An 18,078-nucleotide genomic window follows, 5' to 3' on the forward strand; every position below is an offset into this window, starting at 1 on the left:
CTAACTCCAAAGAGGCATGCGCTCGAAGAGTTCGCGGCAGCCAGGCCACAGGTCGCCCGGGAGGTTCTGGCCGTCGAAGAACGCAAAATCGATCGCTTCGTTTCTCGGTTGCGGAGCGCCGGATAACTCAAGCACATAGGACAATCCGACCGCGTGCTTGCGAGGATCATCGCCGAACACAGTGCCATCCGACGGCGCCAGGGGCGGAGGAAACCATTCGTAGACGTAGTCCGGCTGCGCGTTCGGTGCCAACACGGGTGCGATACCGATTGTTTCCGTAGCATGGCGGCGCAACGCAGCGGTGATGGTCTCGCCCCGCAGCACGCGCCCTCCTAAATGACACCACACCCGACCGTGAGGAGAGTCACGAAGGATCAGCCCGACCTGACGGACACCGTCGATCTCTCTTACGAGGACGAAGTCCACGCAAAGGATGGGCATGGATGATTCGATTTGTGCATACCGATCGGCGGGCAGAAAGCTCATGCGTCCATCGTCCCCTCTACACCACCGTTCTATTTCGGTAGCCAGATCATCGTTTCGACCCAGGGATTGACGACGCCACGGGTCGGACTCCCGGCGGCGGGATCACCTGTGAGTTGTGCGCGAACCACAGCGATATACCCCTGCGACTTGCGATGCTCGGTGCTGATCCACCGCTTCGAGAACGCGACGGGGGCGTGCAGTTCGACACATTCCACGAGCGCTCGCGCCGCCGCTTCCGTCCCGTACGTTCCAAGACCCGCGGCGATCGTCAACGTCGTGCGCTGGCCGCCCAGCGGGTTCGGGCAACGAAGCACCATGCCGACCACCTCATCGTCGTTGCGTGGCTTGGTGACGACCCCGGCCACCGTCAGCACGTCGTAGCCGCCGCCGGCACCGTCCCGGTCTCGGGTCTCGAATTCGAACCCTTTAGGCAGTCGGGAGGCGAGATGGGTTTCGAGGAGTTCGCGCGTCACGCTGTTCGTCTTCGGTCCGCCGAGAACGATCAAGTCATGAGTGAACTCACCTCGGGTGAGATGGCAATCGTGCGAAAGCATCACACGTCGGTCGTCGAACACCGACCGATATGCCCGCGCCAGCGAACTCCCGAACACCGCCAGTCCTCGAACCTGCCCGATTCCTGTTTGCGGTCGCTGGTAGTTGTTCGCGCCCTGATAAATGGAACTGGTCGCCAGCACGATCGTCGGGTACGGAGTGGGCCCCCACAGGTCGAGCGCCGACCGGCTCGGACCCCATACTCGAGCTGCCTTCCGAAACTGGAGAAACTTCACGATCAAGAAGGTCACAACCGGGATCACGATCACCGTCGAGATGAAGTCGGTGATGACGCTGTCGAAGAGTCTCTGCCCGTAGTCGACGATGTCCAAGCGGCCCCCAATGCTCTCGCCTCAGGAACGCGACCCCCACGGCCGCTGAGACGCGCTTCCACACTACGAGGTGTCACTCCTCTGACCGCACTCCTTCCGATCACCGAGCGCCGCGCCCAACCTCTAGGCTGGTGCCGTCGCACGCACCACATGGCGGCACCGCATCGGCTTTGGGGGAGCATGATGGTACGCGCGAGCATCGTCATCCCCGCGCACAACGAAGCCACCGTGATTGACGGATGCCTGACGCACCTCCTCGCGGATGCGGAACCCGGCGAGTTCGAGGTCATCGTCGCCGTCAACGGTTCCAGCGACGACACCGCCGCCCGGGCACGCGCCGCGGGTGCCGACGTCATCGAACTCGCGACGCCCTCGAAGACCGCCGCACTCCGCGCGGCCGACGCGCACGCGAGCGTCTTCCCCCGTATCTACCTCGACGCCGACATCACCCTCACAACCGAGGCAGCCCGCCTCATCGTCGCCGCACTCGACACCGACGTACCCCGCGCGGCCGGCGCCCGCATGGTCATCGACACCACCGCCTGCAGCGCCCGGGCACGCGCATACTTCCGCATTTGGGCGCAGACCGACTACCGCACCGCGCACATGATCGGCTCCGGCGTCTACGCGGTCAACGCCGCAGGCCACGCCCGCATCGCCGACTGGCCGGCACTCATCGCCGACGACCTGTTCGTCCAGCGCAGCTTCACCGCCACCGAGCGCCGCATCGCCGACGCCGAGTTCATCGCACGCCCGCCGACCACCCTGCGCGCGCAGGTCCGGCGCGCCACCCGCTGGCAGCGCGGCAACGCCGAACTCGACCGCTACGGCGCCGCCCACCCCGGCCGCCTCCACGAACCCACCACGACCGGCGGCTCCGTGCGCGCCCTCCTCGGCCGGGTACTCCCCCAGCCGCGCCTGTGGGTTGACCTCGCCGTCTACATCGCCGCCTACGCAGCCATCCGCATCCGCGCGCGCTTCGGCCGGCAGCCCGCCGACACCTGGGAACGCGACGACACCAGCCGGCTCACCACCGCGGGCGCCGAGGCCGCACGATGAGCGCACCCCGCATCCTGTTCGTCGCCGACGAGTTCCTGCACCCCAAGCACAGCGGCAACCGCGTCGAGACCGCCAACGAGGTCATCCTGCTCAGCCAGGTGCTCGGATACGACGTGCACCTCTTCATGCCCCGCGACCCGTGGACCACCCCCGAGCTCGAAGCCGCCCACCGTGCTGCGGTGCCCGTCCCCACGACCTTCTACGACCGACCCCCGCGCCTGCGCGCCATGCTGCAGCGGCCGACGACGCCCTACATCGGCGCGACACGGCACCCGATCGGTCGGGAACGGGCTCGGATGCTGCAGGCCGCCCGCGACGCCGGGCCCTTCGATCTCATCTACACCGCCCACGACTTCATGTGGCCGTTCGCAGACGACCTCTCCCGCTCGCTCGGCGGCGTCCCTGTGCTCATCCGCAGCCACAACGACGAGGCGCGCTTCTTCCGCGAGCTCGTCCCCGGAGCCCGCAACGCCGCCCTCCGCTGCTATTTCCGGTGGGAGGAGCGCGCCAGCCGCGCCCTGCGCCGACGCTTCCGCGTCCGGGCTGCGGCCGTCGCCGTGCTTTCCGATGCGGACGCAGGCGCTTACCGCGGCGCGACCGTGCGCTACCTGCCGCCGCTCGTCCACACGGGCGCCCTCCGCGAGCTGCCGGCGCCCGCAACCCCCGAGGGCCGCGACACCCTTCTCTTCGTCGGGGCACTCGACCAGGCGCTCTCGAGCGAGGGACTCGAATGGTTCCGCACGACCGCGCTGCCTTTGCTCGCCGCCCAGCGGCCCGGCACCCGGCTACGAGTCGTCGGCCGCGGCGCACCCGCCGAGCTCGCCTCGAAGCTGCACGCAGACCCGAACGTCGACTTCGTCGGCGAGGTCGACGACCTCGACCCCGAATTCGCCCGCGCACGCGTGTTCGTGAACCCGGTGCTCGGTGGCAGCGGCGTCAACATCAAGATGGGCGGCCCCGCCGCATCCGGTGTGCCGATCGTCACCAACCGGCTCGGGGCCCGCGGGTTCGATGGACTCAGCAACGGGATCATCCTCGCCGAGACCCCCGCCGAGTTCGCCGCTGCGTGCGCTCAGCTCCTCAGCGACGATGCCGCCTGGTCGCAGCGGTCCGCGGCGATCGCCGAAGGGTTCGCGGCGCACTTCTCCGTCGACGCCGTCACCCGCGCGTACGCGGACGTGATCGCAGAGGCGGCCGGTCAGTCCAGTTCGCCCATGAGGCGGAGCGCCCCCTCAGCCCAGAAGAGCTGACCCGGCGTCGAGCCGTTGCACGGGCCGTCCGGTTCGCCCGGCGCCTTCACCCACAAGTAGGCGTCCAGCCCGCCGCCGGTGAACAACTGCGGTTCCTCCCCCAACCGGGCGGTGAGCGGATTGCAGACGTCGCCGTTCTCGACCGGTGCGCCGTTCCGGCTCGTGTCGACCACGTAGTGCGCGTCGGGGATGCCGAGCTCCGCGAGCCGTGCTCGGATCCGCTCGGCGTACTCGATCTCGTCCTCGGTAGGACGGAAGTTCGACACGTTCGTCGAGAACCCGCGCACCTCGGCGACCCCGACCTCGACGAGGCGGTCCGCCATCTCCTCCGGCGAGTGCCACCCCGAGTGGCCGGCGTCGATGTACACGTCGGCACCCGTCGTGGCGAGCCGCGTGGCCGCCTCGCGCAGCAGCTCGGTGCGCACGTCCGGGTTCGGGCAGGTGTCGAGCATCGGCAGCGCATCGGGCTCGAGAATGACGATCGCATCGGAGTCCGCACCGAGCCCCCGCACGACACCGTCGACCCACGGCAGGTACTCGTCCACCGTGAAGCCGCCGACCGACAGCCCGCAGTCCCGCTCCGGGATCTCGTAGAGCACCAGCATCGGGATCGCCCCCGCCGCCGCGGCGGCATCCACATACCGGCGCGTGTCGTCCTCGACCGACTCGACCGTCGTCCAGCCCGCGAGCCAGCGCGGCTGCGGCACCGCCGCGAGCGCATCGAACCGGGGGTCCTCGGCAGCGGCCTTCGCGGCGTTCGAGTCGGTTGCGACGAAGAGCACCGCATCCGTCCTCGGGGTCAGGGTCGGTGTCGGCGCAGCAGCCTCGCCGAACAGGTCGGCCAGCGACAGCTTGAAGACACCGACCACCGCGAGCACCCCGGCGACGACGATCGCGACGCCGGCGATCGACCCGACGAGCCACACGTTCCGGCGCTCCCGCCGCGTCAGCCTGCGCTCCCGATCACGCCGCACCCGCGCTTCCCTCCTTCGACGCCTCGCGCTTCGGCGCGAAGAACAGCACGCACAGCGGCACGAGCCCCCCGACCCACTGGCGCGACCCCGTCACGAACCCTGAGACGACCTCGAGCGCGCCGCTGGTCGCGATGGCGATGAGCAGCATGGCCGCCACCGTCAGCAGCGGCGTCCCGACCCGGGTGATGTCGTACCCGATGACGCAGAACCATGCGATGAACAGCACTCCGAGCACGAGGCCGCCAGTGACGAGCATCTGCAGCACGTCATTGTGCGCGTGCACGGCACCGGCGTGCAGCGGCGACGTCTCGGTGAGCGCCATGCGGGTATACCACTCCGCATCGAGCCCGAACCAGAGCGCGTGCTCGGTCCACTGCTCGAGCGACACGTTCCAGATCACGCCGCGCACGCTGAACGCGTCGTCGTCCCAGCCGAGGAACGGCAGCGCCGCCGCCACCGCGAGGGCACCCGCCGCGCCGAGCCGGGCGAGGAGGGATGCGGCCCGCATCCGCTCGTACAGCCGCAGCCCCGCGATCACGAGTCCTACGACCGCGACGACGGCGAGGGTGATGAGCCCGCCGCGGCTCGAGCTCCAGGCGATCGCGAACGCGGTGCCCGCGAGGAGCAGCAACCGCAGCCAGAGGGGCCGCACGAGCAGGATGCTGGCGACGCCCAGCACGAGGAACCCGGCGAGCGTGTTCTCCGAGGTGAACATGCCCTGCAGGAGTCCGAGCGACGGGAAGAGGGCCTTGTCGCTGCGCACCCGCTCGGTGCCGTCGGCCTCGCGCACGATGCCGGCATCGGGGGCGACGAACCCGAGCACGACCGCCACGATCGCGGTGAGTCCCACGAGCACGCCGACGGCGGCCAGTACGCGCGGCCGCGGCCGCAGGGCGGCGAGCGCCAGCACGAGAAGCGGATAGAGCAGCGCATCCGGGGCGACCTGCCCGGCGTATGCGCCGCGGGTGAGCTGCCAGAGCCATGGCACGAGCATCACGGCGATTCGCCAGAGCCCCGGGCGGGTGATGTCGTTCAGATGGAACAGCACCGCGACACCGCACACCGCGAGCAAGGCCACGTAGGCACCCTGCGAGACGGCCGACGAGAGCGCGGAACTCGCCGCCTCCTCTCCCACGCCCTGCGAGACCTTGTCGACGGTCAGCGACAGGGCGATGAGCTGCCCGACGCTCCGCACCCACAGCAGCACGATGATGACGACGGCCGCGGCGTCGGGAGAGATCCACAGCCGCAGGCGCGTGCGGGCGGGCGCGCTCACACGCGCTCCAACGGTCCCGCTCATCGACTCCCCCAGCCCGGCCCCACCCGCAGCACTCCGTTTGAGGCTACCCGTTGCGCCCGCCCGTCGCGGGGAGTCAGCGGCGGATGCTGCGCGCCAAGGCGCGGACGTCGCCCCGCACCGCGGGCACGGCCAGCGATGCCGCCATGACGACCGCCCACACCGCGAGCCCGGCGAGCAGTTCGGTGAGCGCCGGCACGGGCATCGCCTCGGTCACCCAGAACGCAGCGAGGAACGCGATCCCGGCGACCACGGCCGGGCGGACGGCGAGCCGGACGATCGCGAGCGTTTCGATGCCGGCCCGGTGGACGACGATCGTCGACCCGACGAAGATGACGAGCTGGCCGACGCTCATCGCCGCCGCGACCGCCCACGCCCCGACCGGCGCGAGCAGGAACGCGCCCGCCACCATGACGACGCGACCGGGCAGCTCCGCCACGAGCAGCAGGCCGGTGCGCGCGCGGGCGAGGAGGCCCCAGTAATAGACGTAGCCGACCGCCTGGAACGCCGCGCCCGCGCACAGGATGCGGGTGAGCGGCCCCGCACCCTCCCATGCTTCGCCGAAGAAGACGACGATCCCGGCCGGGGCGACCGCGGCCAGGAGCGACACCGCCGCGAGCAGCGGGAGGACGATGACGGACTGGGTGCGCTGCAGGTCGCGGTTGAAGTCCGCATCCGTCTCGGCCTTCGCGAGGCGCGGCAACGACACCCGCGTGAGCGGCGACACGATCTGCAGGATGAGCATCGACACGAGCTGCGACGCCCGGCTGTAGAGCCCGAGCACCTCGGCACCGAGCGACCGGCCGACCATGGCCTGGTCGAACGAGGTGCTCACGAGGTTGGCGAGCTGCAGCGCCAGGCTGTTGCCGCCGAAGACGAGCATCGAGCGCACCTCACGGATCGGCGCTGGCCGCGTCGGCAGCCACCGCGCCTGCGCGACCGCCATGACGACCAGCACGAGGGCCTGCGTCACCGACTGTGCGGCGAGCGCCCAGTACCCGGCGCCCGCGAGCGCGGCGGCGGTCGCGGCGATGAGACCGGCGAGGGCGGAGAGGACGTCGGCGAGCGCGAGCGCGCCGTAGCGGCCGGCACGGGTGAGCTCCACGCGGAACTGCACGCTCACGCTCGACAGCAGCAGCGGGATCGCGAGCACGAGCGTCAGCAGAACGAGCCGGGGCTCGCCGTAGAACAGGGCGAGGAGCGGACCGAGCGCGCCCACCACGACCGCTGCCGCCAGCCCGGCAACGACGTTCAGCCACAGCAGGGTCGATTTCTGCCCCTGGGTGAGGGTCGGCGCCTGGATGCCGGCGAGGCTCAACCCGAAATCGGCGAACACCCCGGCGATGACCACGACCGGCGCGACCATCGCGACGAGCCCGAACTCGGCCGGGTCGAGTAGGCGCGAGAGCACGATGAAACCGACGACCTGCACGAGCAGCCGGGTCCATTGGCTCGCCAGCGTGACGCGTGCGCTGGCGGCGATGGACATATGACGCCCCCACGTCGAATTCCGGTGCGACCGGGCGAGTGCCCGCGCCCGTCCTTTATACCCGCTCGAGCGCGCTCCCCCGCGCGGGTGGGCCGCCGCGAGCAGCCGCGCGCCCGCGTGGTAGCGTGCCCCTGCCGCGCCGCACGGGCGGACGGCATGGGGGACAACGGATCGTGACCGCGCACACGCGCGCGCCGACACAGGCGCGCATCCTCACCTGCTCGTACGAGGGCGACCTCGAGGCCTGCCGCATCCTGTGCGAGAGCATCGACCGCTTCGTGTCGGACGACATCGACCACTGGGTGATCGTGCCGCGCCGCGACCTTGACCGGTTCGCGCCGCTGGCGACCGAACGCCGGCGCATCGTGCCAACTGACGAGTGCTTCCCGCCCGGCTTCCATCAGGTCCCCATGCCCACGGCTCGCGTGCGGCGGATACTGCACCTCCCCCGCCGCAACGTCTACGTCACGCCGTACAGCGCGCCCGTGCGCGGCTGGATCGCGCAGCAGATCCTCAAGATCGCCGTCGCCGCCGCATCCGAGGTCGATGTCGTCATGCACATCGACTCCGACCTCGCCTTCATCCGCCCGCTCGGCATCGACGACGTGCAACGCGACGGCCTCGTGCGGCTGTACCGGCACCCCGACCGCATCGACCTCGACGGGCACCGCAGCTGGCACGACGCCGCAGACCGCCTGCTCGGCGTCACGACGCGGTCGCCGGAACGCGGCGAGTACATCGACCAACCGATCATGTGGCGCGCGTCCGTGGTGCGCGCCATGACCAAGCGCATCACGCAGGTCGCCGGACGCCCGTGGTGGGTCGCGCTCGCCCGCACGCAGCAGTTCTCCGAGTACACCCTCTACGGCGTCTTCGTCGAAGAGGTCATGGGAACGGATGCCGCCGGCCACCGGCCGGACTCCGGCTCCATGATCCTTGCGCGCTGGGAGGACCCGTTCACGGGGCCGGAGGACGAAGCCCGATTCGTGGCGGAACTCCGCCCGGAGCACGCACTCTGCCTCATCCAGTCGACCATCCCGACCGAGGTCGAGCAGCGCCGCCGGATCTTCCGACAGGTCGAAGAGGCCGCGGCGCGCCCTGCCGAAGAGCGCCCGCTATATTGAACCGAGCGGGGGCTGGGGCCCCGCAGAATCCGACCAGGTGGGGGCCATGGATCTTCGCAGCTACATCCGTCTGCTGCTGCGCCGGTGGCCGGTCTTCCTGGTCGTCACCATCGTCGTCGGCGCCGCGATCGGGGCGGGATCGTTCTTCATCCCGCCGGTGTACACCGCGACCGCGCAAGTGTCGTTCGCGCCCGCGCTCCCGGCGAACACGACGATGACCGACCGCCGCACCGCCGCGACCTACGTCGCCGAGCGCATGGAGACCTACGCCCAGGCGGTGTCCACCGCCGAGGTGCTCCGCCCCGTGATCATCGAGGAGGACCTCGACCTCAGCGTCGGCGAGTTCGTCCGCGAGCTCGCCGTGACCGTCCCCACCGGCACGACGGTCATGAACATCTCCGCCAACGGCGCCACGGCCGAGCAGGCCGCCTCGATCGCCGACAGCGTTGCCGCGAACCTGCCGCCGGCGATCGCAGCCCTCGAGGGCGCAGCATCCGTCGCGAGCTCGCCGGTCGAGGTGTCGGTGCTGCAGGCGGCGCTCCCGCCCGAGCAGCGCACCTCGCCGAACCTGCGACTGAACCTCGTCGTCGCCGCCGTCATCGCGCTCTTCGTCGGCGTGCTCGCCGCCGTGCTCGTCGACAACTTCGACACCCGCATCCGCCGCGGCCGCGACGTCACCGCGCTCGGCATGCCCTACCTCGGCGGCGTGCCCGTCGCCCGCGGCGACGAGGTGCGCGACCTGCTGCACTATCCGGTGCAGACGCCCGAGCGGAAGGCGTTCCTGCGCCGGGTCGCGATCGACGTGCTGTTCCTCTCCGACGGCTCGCCCGCGCACGTGCTCGTCACCTCGGCGCTTCCCGGGGCCGGCAAGACCACAGTCGCGGCGAGCCTCGCCGCCGCCCTCGCCGAAGCCGGCAACCACGTCGTCTACATCGACGCCGACATCCGCGGCGGTCGCCTCGCGTCGCAGCTGCGCCTGCCGCAGACCCACGGCATCACCGACGTGGTGGCCGGCAAGACCCCGCTCGACGAGGCACTGCTGCCGTGGGACGAGGGCGGGTTCACGATCATCCCGTGCGGCGCGAGCCTCACCACCGTCTCCGACCTGCTCGCCGCCGACCGGTTCGCGCAGGCGCTCACCGAGCTCGACCGCGAGTTCGACGTCGTCATCGTCGACGCCCCGCCCATCACCAACGCGAGCGAGGCCACGCGGTTCACGCAGCACCTGCGGAACGTGGTCGTCGTCGCCGAGGCGGTCGAAACCCGTCGCGCCGACCTCATGCGCGTGGTCACCTCGCTCCGACACGCCGGGGCGACGATCACCGGTGTCGTGCTCGATCGGGTCTCGTCCGTCGAGCTCGCGGCGGCCACACCCGCCGAGATCGGCACTCCGGACACCGCAGAACTACCGGAATCGGTGAGCGCGAACACTTGACATCGCAGCGGTGAAGTCCCGCGGTTGGGACCGCTCCCGAGGCGGATGCGTGGAATCGCCGACCCGGCCCGGAAACCCGCTTCGGAGCCGCTAATGTGTAGTCCGAATGGGGGACAAACGCGATCACGCGTTTGTGAAGCCTTGGGGGAGGCGACACTGTGGCACGCCGGTCTGCGCGCGTGGCCGTCACCCTGGACGTCGAGCACGACGGCCGGGTCGGCTTCCGCGGTGCACCCTTGTTCGAGGGGACGCTGAGCGACCTGCTCGACACGATCGACGACCGCGTGCGTGACGGCGTTCCGCGCCTCGTGGTCACCCCGAACGTCGACCAGGTGCTCAACCTCGAAGACGACGCGGCCTGGTGCGAGGCCTTCGACGCCGCCAGCGTGCACATCGCCGACGGCGCCCCCATCGTCGCGCTCGCCCGCACCCTCGGTGCCCCCGAGGTCCACCGCATCGCCGGCGCCGACCTGCTGACCGCCGCGATCGTCGAGAGCCCCGCGCGCGGGTGGCGGATCGCGATCCTCGGCGGCAACGACGCCTCGCTCGCCCGCATCCCCGAGACCGAGCACCTCCGTACCGTGCCGCTGCCCATGCTCGACGGGCCCGGCGACCCGGCGAGCCTTCCCGCGATCGAGGTGCTCCGCAGCATCCGTCCGCACCTCGTCTTCATCTGCCTCGGCTCGCCCAAGCAGGAGAAGTGGTTCATGGCGTGGCGGCACCTGCTGCCCGCCGCCGTGTACGTGGGCGCCGGCGGGTCGGCCGATTTCCTCGCCGGACGCTTCGCCCGTGCGCCTCGGGCGGCCCAACAGCTCGGCCTCGAGTGGCTGTGGCGCCTCGCGCAGGAGCCCCGCCGGCTCGCGCACCGCTACCTCGTCAAGGGTCCGCGATTCGTGGGGGTCTTCCTGCGGTCGCTCCACGCTCGCGGGCGAACCGCGGTGCCCGGCGTCCTCCCCGCGGCCGGCGCGGTGTCGGACGACCGCTGAACGCCCGAGAATGGTCGAAGAGCCGCTGCATCCGAGCGGCCGCGTGAAAGGAACCGCCATGGGCCTCGAAGACCTCATCAACAACGGCAAGAAGCTGTACGACCAGAACCAGGACAAGATCCAGGCCGCGCTCAAGAGCGAACAGGCCGAGCAGATCAGCGACAAGCTCCTCGACGGCGCCTCGGGTGTCGCGAAGAAGGTCACCGGCGGCAAGTTCGACTCCCAGATCGACGGCGCCCGCGACGCCGCCGACAAGGCCGTCGGCACCGAGTAACCCCGACTCTTCCGCGCGAGTGGGCGCTTGTGGCGGCTTCCGGCCTCGGACAGCCGCCGCGAGTGCCCACTCGCGCGTTCGGGTCAGTCCTCGGCGACCCGGACTCGGCCGCCTCAGGTGCTACAGCTCGTGCACCTGCACGAACGTGGTGCAAAGGTCGCGGATCCACTGGTTCTCGATGAGCCCGTCGACCTCGGTGCGCCACAGCGCCGAGATCGTGAACCGCGGCATCTGGATCGGCACCGGGGAGAGCTGCAGATCATGGATCTCGGCGAGCCGCGCCGCCACATGCTCGGGCACCGTCGCGATCACCGGCAGGCTCAGCAGCAGCGCGCCCAGCCCGCTGAAGTGACTGATCGTGCAGAGCGTGTCACGCCGCTGCCCCATCCCGGCCAGCACGTCATCCACCCAGCCGCGCTGCAGGTCGTACGACACCCGTACGTGCCGCGTCTCGATGTACTCCGTCGTGGTCAACGGCGACGAAAGCCGCAGCAGCGCCGGGTTGTACACACAGCGGTAATCGCCGGAGAACAGCGGCTCGGCGCGGAAGTCGGCGGCCGTGTGCGGCGGGGTCGTGGTCAGGACCAGGTCGATGATCGGGTCGTCGAGCGTCTCGCGCCACAGATGACTATTCGTCTGGTGAATGGCGAAGTTCACGCCCCAGTTGTGATCCAGTTTCTGGCGAGCCACCCACGGGCTGAACAGCATCTCGATGTCGTCCGACATCGCGATGTGGAAGGTACGACTGCTCTGCCACGGCTCGAACTCGACGTCGTCGAGGATCACCGTGGCGATCGCACTGAGGCTCGGCCCCAGCGCGAGCGAGAGCGACAGGGCCTTCGGCGTGGGACTCATTCCTGCGCGGGTGCGCTCGAAGAGTTTGTCGTCGAACAGCGTCCGAAGGCGTGACAGCGCGGCGCTGACCGCGCTCTGCGACAGGCTCAACTTGTAGCCGGCGCGCGTGACGCTGCCCTCCTGCATGAGTGCTTGGAAGACGACCAGGAGGTTGAGGTCGACCTTCTGCAAATCGATGGGGTTGATAATCGCCATCTTAATCATTTGTTGGACTGCTGAGTCGACGGAGCACACACTGAAGCGGACGGTTTGCCGGACGAACGAAGGAGCTCGCGCATGGACAACCTCACCACCGGCTCGACCGACGAGGCCGCACCCCTGACGGCATCGGTCGCGCTCACGAAGACCGACCGCACCCGCCGCATGGTCGCGGTGGGCATCGGCAACTTCATGGAATGGTTCGACTTCGCCATCTACGGCTACTTCGCCGCGATCATCGGCGCCCAGTTCTTCCCCTCGGGCAACGCGACGGCCGAGATGCTGTCGGCGCTCGCGGTGTTCGCTGTCGGGTTCATCTCCCGGCCGTTCGGCGCCCTCATCCTCGGCCCCCTCGGTGACCGGCTCGGCCGCCGCAGCGTGCTGATCATCACCGTGCTCGGCATGGGCATCGTCACCGCACTCATCGGCCTGACGCCCGCCTTCGGCACGATCGGGATCGCGGCGCCCATCATCGTCGTCATCCTCCGTTTGCTGCAGGGCGGCTTCGCCGGCAGCGAGTGGACGAGCGCCGCCGCCTACATCGGCGAAAGCGCCCCCCGCGCCCACCGCGCGGTCTACGCCAGCGTCGTCACCGGCACCGCGGGTCTCGCGTTCCTCGTCGGCACCGTGACGGCGGCCGCACTCACCGCCGCCATGCCGGAAGACGCCCTCGCGTCGTGGGGCTGGCGCATCCCGTTCCTGGCCTCGCTCCTCATGGCCGTGATCGCCATCTACATCCGCCGCAAGCTCGAGGACACTCCGGTCTTCGAAGAGGTCGAGCGCAAGCGCGCGAACAACACCCTCGAGCACACCCCCGCGGGCGCCAAGGTCAAGGCCTTCGTGATGACCCTCGCGTTCTCCGGCATCTTCGGCGTCGGCCTGTACTACCTCATCACGTACATGAACAACTTCCTCTCGGGCCCCGTCGGGATGCCGCGGCTCGAAGCCCTGCTCGTGTGCGGCGCGGTGATGGTGGTCTACGTCGCCTTCAACCCCACCGTCGGCGTACTCGTCGACAGGTTCGGTCGCCGACCGATGCTGTACACCGGGCTCATCGGCCTGATCGTGTGGAGCGTCCCCGCGTTCTGGCTCATGTCGACCGGCAACGGCTGGCTCGCCTTCCTCGCGCTCGTCCCGTTCTCGTTCTTCGTGGCCTGCACGGCGGTCGTGAACAACGTGCTGCTCGTCGAGGTGTTCCCCGCATCCATCCGCGCCACCGGCGCCGCCATCGGCTACAACGTGGCCTACGCGTTGCTCGCCGGCCCCGGCCCCCTGGTCGCGGCGGCCCTCGTCGCCGGCACCGGCATCCTCATCTCCCCCGCGTTCTACGTCATCGCCGTGGCCGTCGTCGCGACCGTCGTGCTCCTTCCCACGCTGAAGGAGACCAAGGGAATCGACATCTCCCGTGGCTGAGTCCGTGAACACCCCCACGAAGGTCGCGGTCGTACAGGCCTCGTCGATCCCGTTCGACGCGACCGCATCCACCCGCAAGGCGGTCGCCCTCCTGGGCGAGGCCGCCGCTGCCGGCGCGAAGCTCGTCGTGTTCCCCGAGGCGTTCATCGGCGGGTACCCGAAGGGCAGCACCTTCGGGGCCCCGGTGGGCATCCGCACCGAACAGGGCCGCGACCAGTACCGGCACGTGTACGAATCCGCGGTGACGCTCGAGGGTGAAGAGGTGGGCGCGCTCGCGAACGCCGCCCGCGAACTGGGCGTCTCCGCCGTCATCGGGATCATCGAGCGACTGGGCAACACGCTGTACTGCACGGCGCTGATGCTCGACCCGCAGGAGGGCCTCGCCGCCATCCACCGCAAGCTCATGCCGACCGGCGCCGAGCGCGTGATGTGGGGTTTCGGTGACGGCTCGACACTCGGCACCATGGAGACCGAGGCGGGGCGCGTGGGCACCGTGATCTGCTGGGAGAACTACATGCCGCTCCTGCGGCAGGCGATGTACGCACAGGGCGTCGAGGTCTACTGCGCGCCAACCGCCGACGACCGTCCGACGTGGGCCGCCACGATGGTGCACGTCGCGGTCGAGGGACGCACGCACGTGCTGTCGGCCTGCCAGTACATCACCGCATCCGCCTATCCCGAGCACCACACCTTCGACGAGGAGCCTCCCCACGGCGACATCGTCATGCGCGGCGGCAGCATGATCGTCGCCCCCGACGGCGAGGTGCTCGCGGGACCCGTGTTCGACGAGGAGACCATCCTCTACGCCGAGATCGACCCAGCACGCAAGGTGCGCTCGCACCTCGACTTCGACGTGGCCGGGCACTATTCGCGCCCCGACGTGTTCCAGCTGCGCGTCGACACCCGGGCGAAGCAGTCCGTGCGGTTCGACGGCGGGCTCACGGCACCGGCGCCGCAGCAGGTGCGCTGATGCCCATCCCCGAGCAGCTCCTGCAGCGCGCCGCCTCGCCGGCGCCGGCGGTCGCGCGCGGGGTGCGGCTGGGGTTCGCGCTCGCCGCCGAGACGTGGCAGGCGGGGGTCGCCGTCGACGACGGGATGCTGTCGCTGACCCCGGAGACCGCGGGCGCCGCGTTCACCCTACGAGGTGACGACGCGACCTGGAGCCGTCTGCTCGACGACGCCCCGCAGCCAGGCTGGCAGAGCGTGCTGCACCTCGTCCGCACCGGGTCGCTCCAGGTGGAGGGCGACGAGCGGGCGTACTTCCGGCACCTGCACGTGGTGCGCACGGTCGTCGAAGGCTCACGACGCCCGACTCCGCAGGAACCGCGGGTGCGGCGCCCGCTCACCGCGCGCGGGTCGTATGCGCGCGTGAGTTCCGCGCTCGGCACCGGCGACGTCTTCGTGGAGCGGTGCGGACAGGGCCCGCAGCTGCTCGCGCTCGCGACCGCGGGCAGTGACACGTCGCAGTGGCACGGGCTGATGACCGACACCGACCTCACCGACCGCTACGAGCTCGTCACGGTCGACCTGCCCTGGCACGGCAAGTCGTCGCCCACGTTCGGGCGGGAGGCCGGGGCGTGGCGGCTCACCCCCGACGCCTACACCGAGTTCATCGTCGCCGCGGCCGACGCGATCGGGCTCGCCGGGCCCGTGCTGGTCGGGGCTTCGATGGCCGGCGCCGCGGTCGTGCACGCGGTCGCCACCCATCCGCACCGGTTCGCGGGCGCGGTCGCCTGCCAGGCCGGGCACCGGGTGGCGAACCGCGCGTCCGACCTCCTCCGCGCCGTCGATGTGGACCAGTCGACGCTCGTGCCGGAGTGGACGTACGGCCTCATGAACCCGCAGTCGCCCGAGGAGTTCCGCACCCGCGTGTGGTGGGGCTACTCCTCCGGCGGGCACGGGCTGTACGCCGCGGACATCGACTCGTACCTGCAGTGGGACTTCGACCGCATCGCGGCGCAGCTGACACCGGGCAGCCCGCACATCGCGGTGCTCAGCGGCCGCTTCGACACGACGGTGCCGCCCGCCGCATCCCGCGCCCTCGCCGAGGCGATCCCGAACGCCTCCTTCGCGGAGATGCCCGAACTCGGCCACTTCCCGCACGCCGAGAACCCCGCACGCTTCGCCCCGTATCTCGAGGACGCCCTCACCCGCGTGCTCGGCACCCCATCCCCGTCGGCCGCCGGCGCGGCCGCATCCCGACCAGAAGGAGACACCCCGTCATGACCGCATTGTTCATCGGCCTGGGAATGATGGGCGAGCCGATGGCCCGCAACCTTGCCGGCGCCGTCGACCTCGCGCTGTACGACGTGAACGCGGACGCCGCGGCCCGGCTCGGCGAGGAGCTCGGCGTGCCCGTGCTCGACGGGCTCGACCCGCTCCCCGACCACATCGACACGGTCATCCTCATGGTGCCGAACTCCCGCATCGTCGAATCGCTCGTGCGCACGGACACCGCGCTCCTCGAGCGGCTCCCTGCGGGGTCGCTCATCATCGACATGAGTTCCTCGGAGCCGGAGAGCACCCGCACCCTGGCCGCAGCGGCGGCGCAGCACGGCATCGACTACGTCGACGCGCCCGTCTCGGGCGGTGTCGCGAAGGCGAAGACGGGTGAGCTGGCCATCATGGTCGGCGCCACCGAGCCTGGCTTCGAACGCGCCCGGCCGTACCTCGAGGTGCTCGGCGCCAGCATCCACCACGTCGGCGATCCGGGCGCCGGGGATGCGGCGAAAGCGCTGAACAACCTGCTCTCGGCCACCAACATCGCTGCGGCCGCGGAGGTCATCACCGCCGCTGCGCGCTTCGGGATCGCCCCGGAGAAGATGGTCGCCGTCCTCAACGCCTCCACCGGCCGCAGCCAGGCCACCGAGGTGAAGTACCCGAACTTCATCCTCAGCGGCACGTTCGCGTCGGGGTTCGGCATGGACCTCATGCTGAAGGACCTCGCCATCGCGCGCTCCCTCACGAGCGGTGCGGGCCTGGTCACCCCCGTGACGGACTCGGCGGGCACGGTCGCCGAGCGCTCCCGCGCGGTCGCCGGCTCCCCGCCCGATCACACCGAGATCGCCCGGTACTACGAGACCAGCAACGACGTCCTCATCCGTCGCTGAACCACACCCAGAAAGAAGGAGACCCACATGACCGCCGAAGCACAGGACTACATCGACGACATGGCCCGCAAGCGCGGGTACGTGCTCGACTATCACAAGGTGATGGCCGCCGCAGACTTCCCGGTACTGAAAGCAGCGAACCAGGTCGTGAGCGCCGCGTACCTCGACCAGCGCCGACTCGACCGCAAGACCAAGGAACTGCTGTTCATCCTGAGCCTCACCGTGATGCGCGCGCCCATGCCCCAGCTGCGCAGCCACATCCAGGTCGCGCTCGACCTCGGGCTCTCCCCCGAGGAGATCCTCGAGGCCATCGAGATCTCGCTGCCCGAGGCCGGGATCGTCGCGTTCCAGTGGGGCGTCGAGGCGTGGCAGAGCGTGGTCGGTGCCGAGCGCATGGAGCCGACCGTCGACGTGCACAGCGGCAAGGACGACTGATCGGCATGGCGGTGCCCGGCGACAGCGCCCAGTACCGCGTGTACACCTTCCGCCACGGCACGCGCGAGACGCGTCGGTCCGAGGTCTTCCTCGACTACGCGGCATACGGCGAGGCGGACGGTGCGCACGTCGTCGACTACTACTTCTGGCTGGTGCGCAACGACGAGCGCGCGATCCTCGTGGACACCGGGTTCGCCGCCGACGTCGCGGAGCGCCGCGGGAGGGTCGTGCTGCACGACCCCGTCGAGATGCTCGAGGCGCACGCCGGCATCCGGCCAGAGGACATCGACACGATCGTCGTGACGCACTGCCACTACGACCACATCGGAAATCTCGCCCGGTTCCCGAACGCCCGCGTGCACGTCGCCGAGCAGGAGCTCGAATTCGCGTTCAGCGGTGTGCTCGACCGTCGCCTCGTCGGGCATTACACCGAGCCGCACGAGGTCGCCGAGTTCGAGCGGCTCCGTGGGCAGGGCCGGTTGGTCACCGTGCACGACGAAACCGACATCGCCCCGGGCGTGCGGCTGATCCCGGTGGGCGGGCACACCCCCGGACAGCTCATGCTCGAGGTGGACACCGCATCCGGGCCCGTGCTCCTCGCATCGGACGCGCTCCACTTCTTCGAGGAGCTGGAACGGGACATGCCGTTCATCTCCTCGATGGACCTGCCCGCGACCTACCGCACGTTCGATCTCATCCGTGCTCGCCGCGACTCCTCCGCCCGCCACCTCGTGCCGGGGCACGACGCGCAGGTGTTCGCCACCATGACCCCCGTCGCCGACGACGTCGGCGTGCTGGGCTGAGCAGCT

General features: G+C 70.2%; 18 protein-coding genes. 12 read left to right on the forward strand and 6 right to left on the reverse strand.

Features of this window, described 5'->3' with window-relative positions:
- On the reverse strand, positions 1–486 hold the full coding sequence (locus ACWAUO_RS01725) for a DUF4916 domain-containing protein (protein WP_460772533.1): 486 nt from the start codon (positions 484–486) through the stop codon (positions 1–3).
- 29 nt (positions 487–515) lie between these two features.
- Entirely contained in the window at positions 516–1,370 is an 855-nt protein-coding gene (locus ACWAUO_RS01730; protein WP_460772534.1) for a hypothetical protein, read from the reverse strand.
- Positions 1,371–1,550: 180 nt separating this feature from the next.
- On the opposite strand from ACWAUO_RS01730, the gene ACWAUO_RS01735 reads away from it, so the two are divergent.
- Both ACWAUO_RS01735 and ACWAUO_RS01740 read left to right on the forward strand, forming a co-directional pair.
- Positions 1,551–2,429, forward strand: a complete 879-nt coding sequence (locus tag ACWAUO_RS01735; protein WP_460772536.1) for a glycosyltransferase family 2 protein — start codon at positions 1,551–1,553, stop codon at positions 2,427–2,429.
- Complete coding sequence (locus ACWAUO_RS01740; protein ID WP_460772537.1) at positions 2,426–3,679, forward strand: glycosyltransferase; 1,254 nt, start codon at positions 2,426–2,428, stop codon at positions 3,677–3,679. The genes ACWAUO_RS01735 and ACWAUO_RS01740 overlap by 4 nt, the downstream gene beginning before the upstream one ends.
- Here the strand turns inward: ACWAUO_RS01740 and ACWAUO_RS01745 are convergent.
- The 3 genes from ACWAUO_RS01745 to ACWAUO_RS01755 form a co-directional block, all read right to left on the reverse strand.
- The gene (locus ACWAUO_RS01745) at positions 3,628–4,653 is read right to left on the reverse strand and encodes a glycoside hydrolase family 6 protein (RefSeq protein WP_460772538.1); all 1,026 of its coding nucleotides are present in this window, start codon (positions 4,651–4,653) and stop codon (positions 3,628–3,630) included. The two genes, ACWAUO_RS01740 and ACWAUO_RS01745, sit on opposite strands and share 52 nt — an antisense overlap.
- Positions 4,643–5,929 carry an O-antigen ligase family protein gene (locus ACWAUO_RS01750; RefSeq protein WP_460772540.1) on the reverse strand — a complete coding sequence of 429 codons (1,287 nt, stop codon included), beginning with the start codon at positions 5,927–5,929 and terminating at the stop codon, positions 4,643–4,645. The genes ACWAUO_RS01745 and ACWAUO_RS01750 overlap by 11 nt, the downstream gene beginning before the upstream one ends.
- A 97-nt stretch (positions 5,930–6,026) precedes the next feature.
- A complete protein-coding gene (locus ACWAUO_RS01755; protein WP_460772541.1) occupies positions 6,027–7,439 on the reverse strand; it encodes an oligosaccharide flippase family protein in 1,413 nt (470 codons plus the stop codon).
- A gap of 173 nt (positions 7,440–7,612) precedes the next feature.
- Between ACWAUO_RS01755 and ACWAUO_RS01760 the strand changes: the two genes are divergently transcribed.
- The 4 genes from ACWAUO_RS01760 (at position 7,613) to ACWAUO_RS01775 (ending at position 11,258) form a co-directional block, all read left to right on the forward strand.
- Complete coding sequence (locus tag ACWAUO_RS01760; protein WP_460772543.1) at positions 7,613–8,563, forward strand: DUF6492 family protein; 951 nt, start codon at positions 7,613–7,615, stop codon at positions 8,561–8,563.
- A 46-nt stretch (positions 8,564–8,609) separates the two neighbouring features.
- Complete coding sequence (locus tag ACWAUO_RS01765) at positions 8,610–9,998, forward strand: tyrosine-protein kinase domain-containing protein (RefSeq protein ID WP_460772545.1); 1,389 nt, start codon at positions 8,610–8,612, stop codon at positions 9,996–9,998.
- Positions 9,999–10,177: 179 nt separating this feature from the next.
- On the forward strand, positions 10,178–10,984 hold the full coding sequence (locus tag ACWAUO_RS01770; protein WP_460772546.1) for a WecB/TagA/CpsF family glycosyltransferase: 807 nt from the start codon (positions 10,178–10,180) through the stop codon (positions 10,982–10,984).
- A 58-nt stretch (positions 10,985–11,042) separates the two neighbouring features.
- A complete protein-coding gene (locus ACWAUO_RS01775) occupies positions 11,043–11,258 on the forward strand; it encodes an antitoxin (protein WP_460772548.1) in 216 nt (71 codons plus the stop codon).
- Positions 11,259–11,378: 120 nt separating this feature from the next.
- Here ACWAUO_RS01775 and ACWAUO_RS01780 read toward each other — a convergent pair whose 3' ends face one another.
- Positions 11,379–12,347, reverse strand: a complete 969-nt coding sequence (locus ACWAUO_RS01780) for a LysR family transcriptional regulator (RefSeq protein ID WP_460772549.1) — start codon at positions 12,345–12,347, stop codon at positions 11,379–11,381.
- Positions 12,348–12,389: 42 nt separating this feature from the next.
- On the opposite strand from ACWAUO_RS01780, the gene ACWAUO_RS01785 reads away from it, so the two are divergent.
- From ACWAUO_RS01785 to ACWAUO_RS01810, 6 genes are read left to right on the forward strand one after another with little or no spacing between them, the layout of a single operon-like run.
- Positions 12,390–13,724 (forward strand): MFS transporter, encoded by a 1,335-nt coding sequence (locus tag ACWAUO_RS01785; RefSeq protein WP_460772551.1) that lies wholly within the window; start codon positions 12,390–12,392, stop codon positions 13,722–13,724.
- Positions 13,717–14,694, forward strand: a complete 978-nt coding sequence (locus ACWAUO_RS01790) for a carbon-nitrogen hydrolase family protein (protein WP_460772553.1) — start codon at positions 13,717–13,719, stop codon at positions 14,692–14,694. Before ACWAUO_RS01785 ends, ACWAUO_RS01790 begins: the two co-directional genes overlap by 8 nt.
- The gene (locus tag ACWAUO_RS01795) at positions 14,694–15,950 is read left to right on the forward strand and encodes an alpha/beta fold hydrolase (protein WP_460772554.1); all 1,257 of its coding nucleotides are present in this window, start codon (positions 14,694–14,696) and stop codon (positions 15,948–15,950) included. The genes ACWAUO_RS01790 and ACWAUO_RS01795 overlap by 1 nt, the downstream gene beginning before the upstream one ends.
- Entirely contained in the window at positions 15,947–16,834 is an 888-nt protein-coding gene (locus tag ACWAUO_RS01800; protein WP_460772556.1) for an NAD(P)-dependent oxidoreductase, read from the forward strand. Before ACWAUO_RS01795 ends, ACWAUO_RS01800 begins: the two co-directional genes overlap by 4 nt.
- Positions 16,835–16,861: 27 nt before the next feature.
- Positions 16,862–17,269 carry a carboxymuconolactone decarboxylase family protein gene (locus tag ACWAUO_RS01805; RefSeq protein ID WP_460772557.1) on the forward strand — a complete coding sequence of 136 codons (408 nt, stop codon included), beginning with the start codon at positions 16,862–16,864 and terminating at the stop codon, positions 17,267–17,269.
- A 5-nt stretch (positions 17,270–17,274) separates the two neighbouring features.
- Positions 17,275–18,072, forward strand: coding sequence for an N-acyl homoserine lactonase family protein (locus ACWAUO_RS01810; RefSeq protein ID WP_460772559.1), 798 nt, complete (start codon positions 17,275–17,277; stop codon positions 18,070–18,072).
- Positions 18,073–18,078 lie beyond the last annotated feature (6 nt).

The sequence above is a fragment of the Microbacterium sp. GXF7504 genome, from assembly GCF_054798235.1.

Excerpts from the sequence above, each read along its gene's own strand:
- ACWAUO_RS01740 (WP_460772537.1), top strand. The coding sequence starts at position 2,426 with ATGAGCGCACCCCGCATCCTGTTCGTCGCCGACGAGTTCCTGCACCCC.
- ACWAUO_RS01805 (WP_460772557.1), top strand. The coding sequence starts at position 16,862 with ATGACCGCCGAAGCACAGGACTACATCGACGACATGGCCCGCAAGCGC.
- ACWAUO_RS01735 (WP_460772536.1), top strand. The coding sequence starts at position 1,551 with ATGATGGTACGCGCGAGCATCGTCATCCCCGCGCACAACGAAGCCACC.
- ACWAUO_RS01775 (WP_460772548.1), top strand. The coding sequence starts at position 11,043 with ATGGGCCTCGAAGACCTCATCAACAACGGCAAGAAGCTGTACGACCAG.
- ACWAUO_RS01755 (WP_460772541.1), bottom strand. The coding sequence starts at position 7,439 with ATGTCCATCGCCGCCAGCGCACGCGTCACGCTGGCGAGCCAATGGACC.
- ACWAUO_RS01785 (WP_460772551.1), top strand. The coding sequence starts at position 12,390 with ATGGACAACCTCACCACCGGCTCGACCGACGAGGCCGCACCCCTGACG.
- ACWAUO_RS01795 (WP_460772554.1), top strand. The coding sequence starts at position 14,694 with ATGCCCATCCCCGAGCAGCTCCTGCAGCGCGCCGCCTCGCCGGCGCCG.
- ACWAUO_RS01725 (WP_460772533.1), bottom strand. The coding sequence starts at position 486 with ATGAGCTTTCTGCCCGCCGATCGGTATGCACAAATCGAATCATCCATG.
- ACWAUO_RS01810 (WP_460772559.1), top strand. The coding sequence starts at position 17,275 with ATGGCGGTGCCCGGCGACAGCGCCCAGTACCGCGTGTACACCTTCCGC.
- ACWAUO_RS01765 (WP_460772545.1), top strand. The coding sequence starts at position 8,610 with ATGGATCTTCGCAGCTACATCCGTCTGCTGCTGCGCCGGTGGCCGGTC.
- ACWAUO_RS01800 (WP_460772556.1), top strand. The coding sequence starts at position 15,947 with ATGACCGCATTGTTCATCGGCCTGGGAATGATGGGCGAGCCGATGGCC.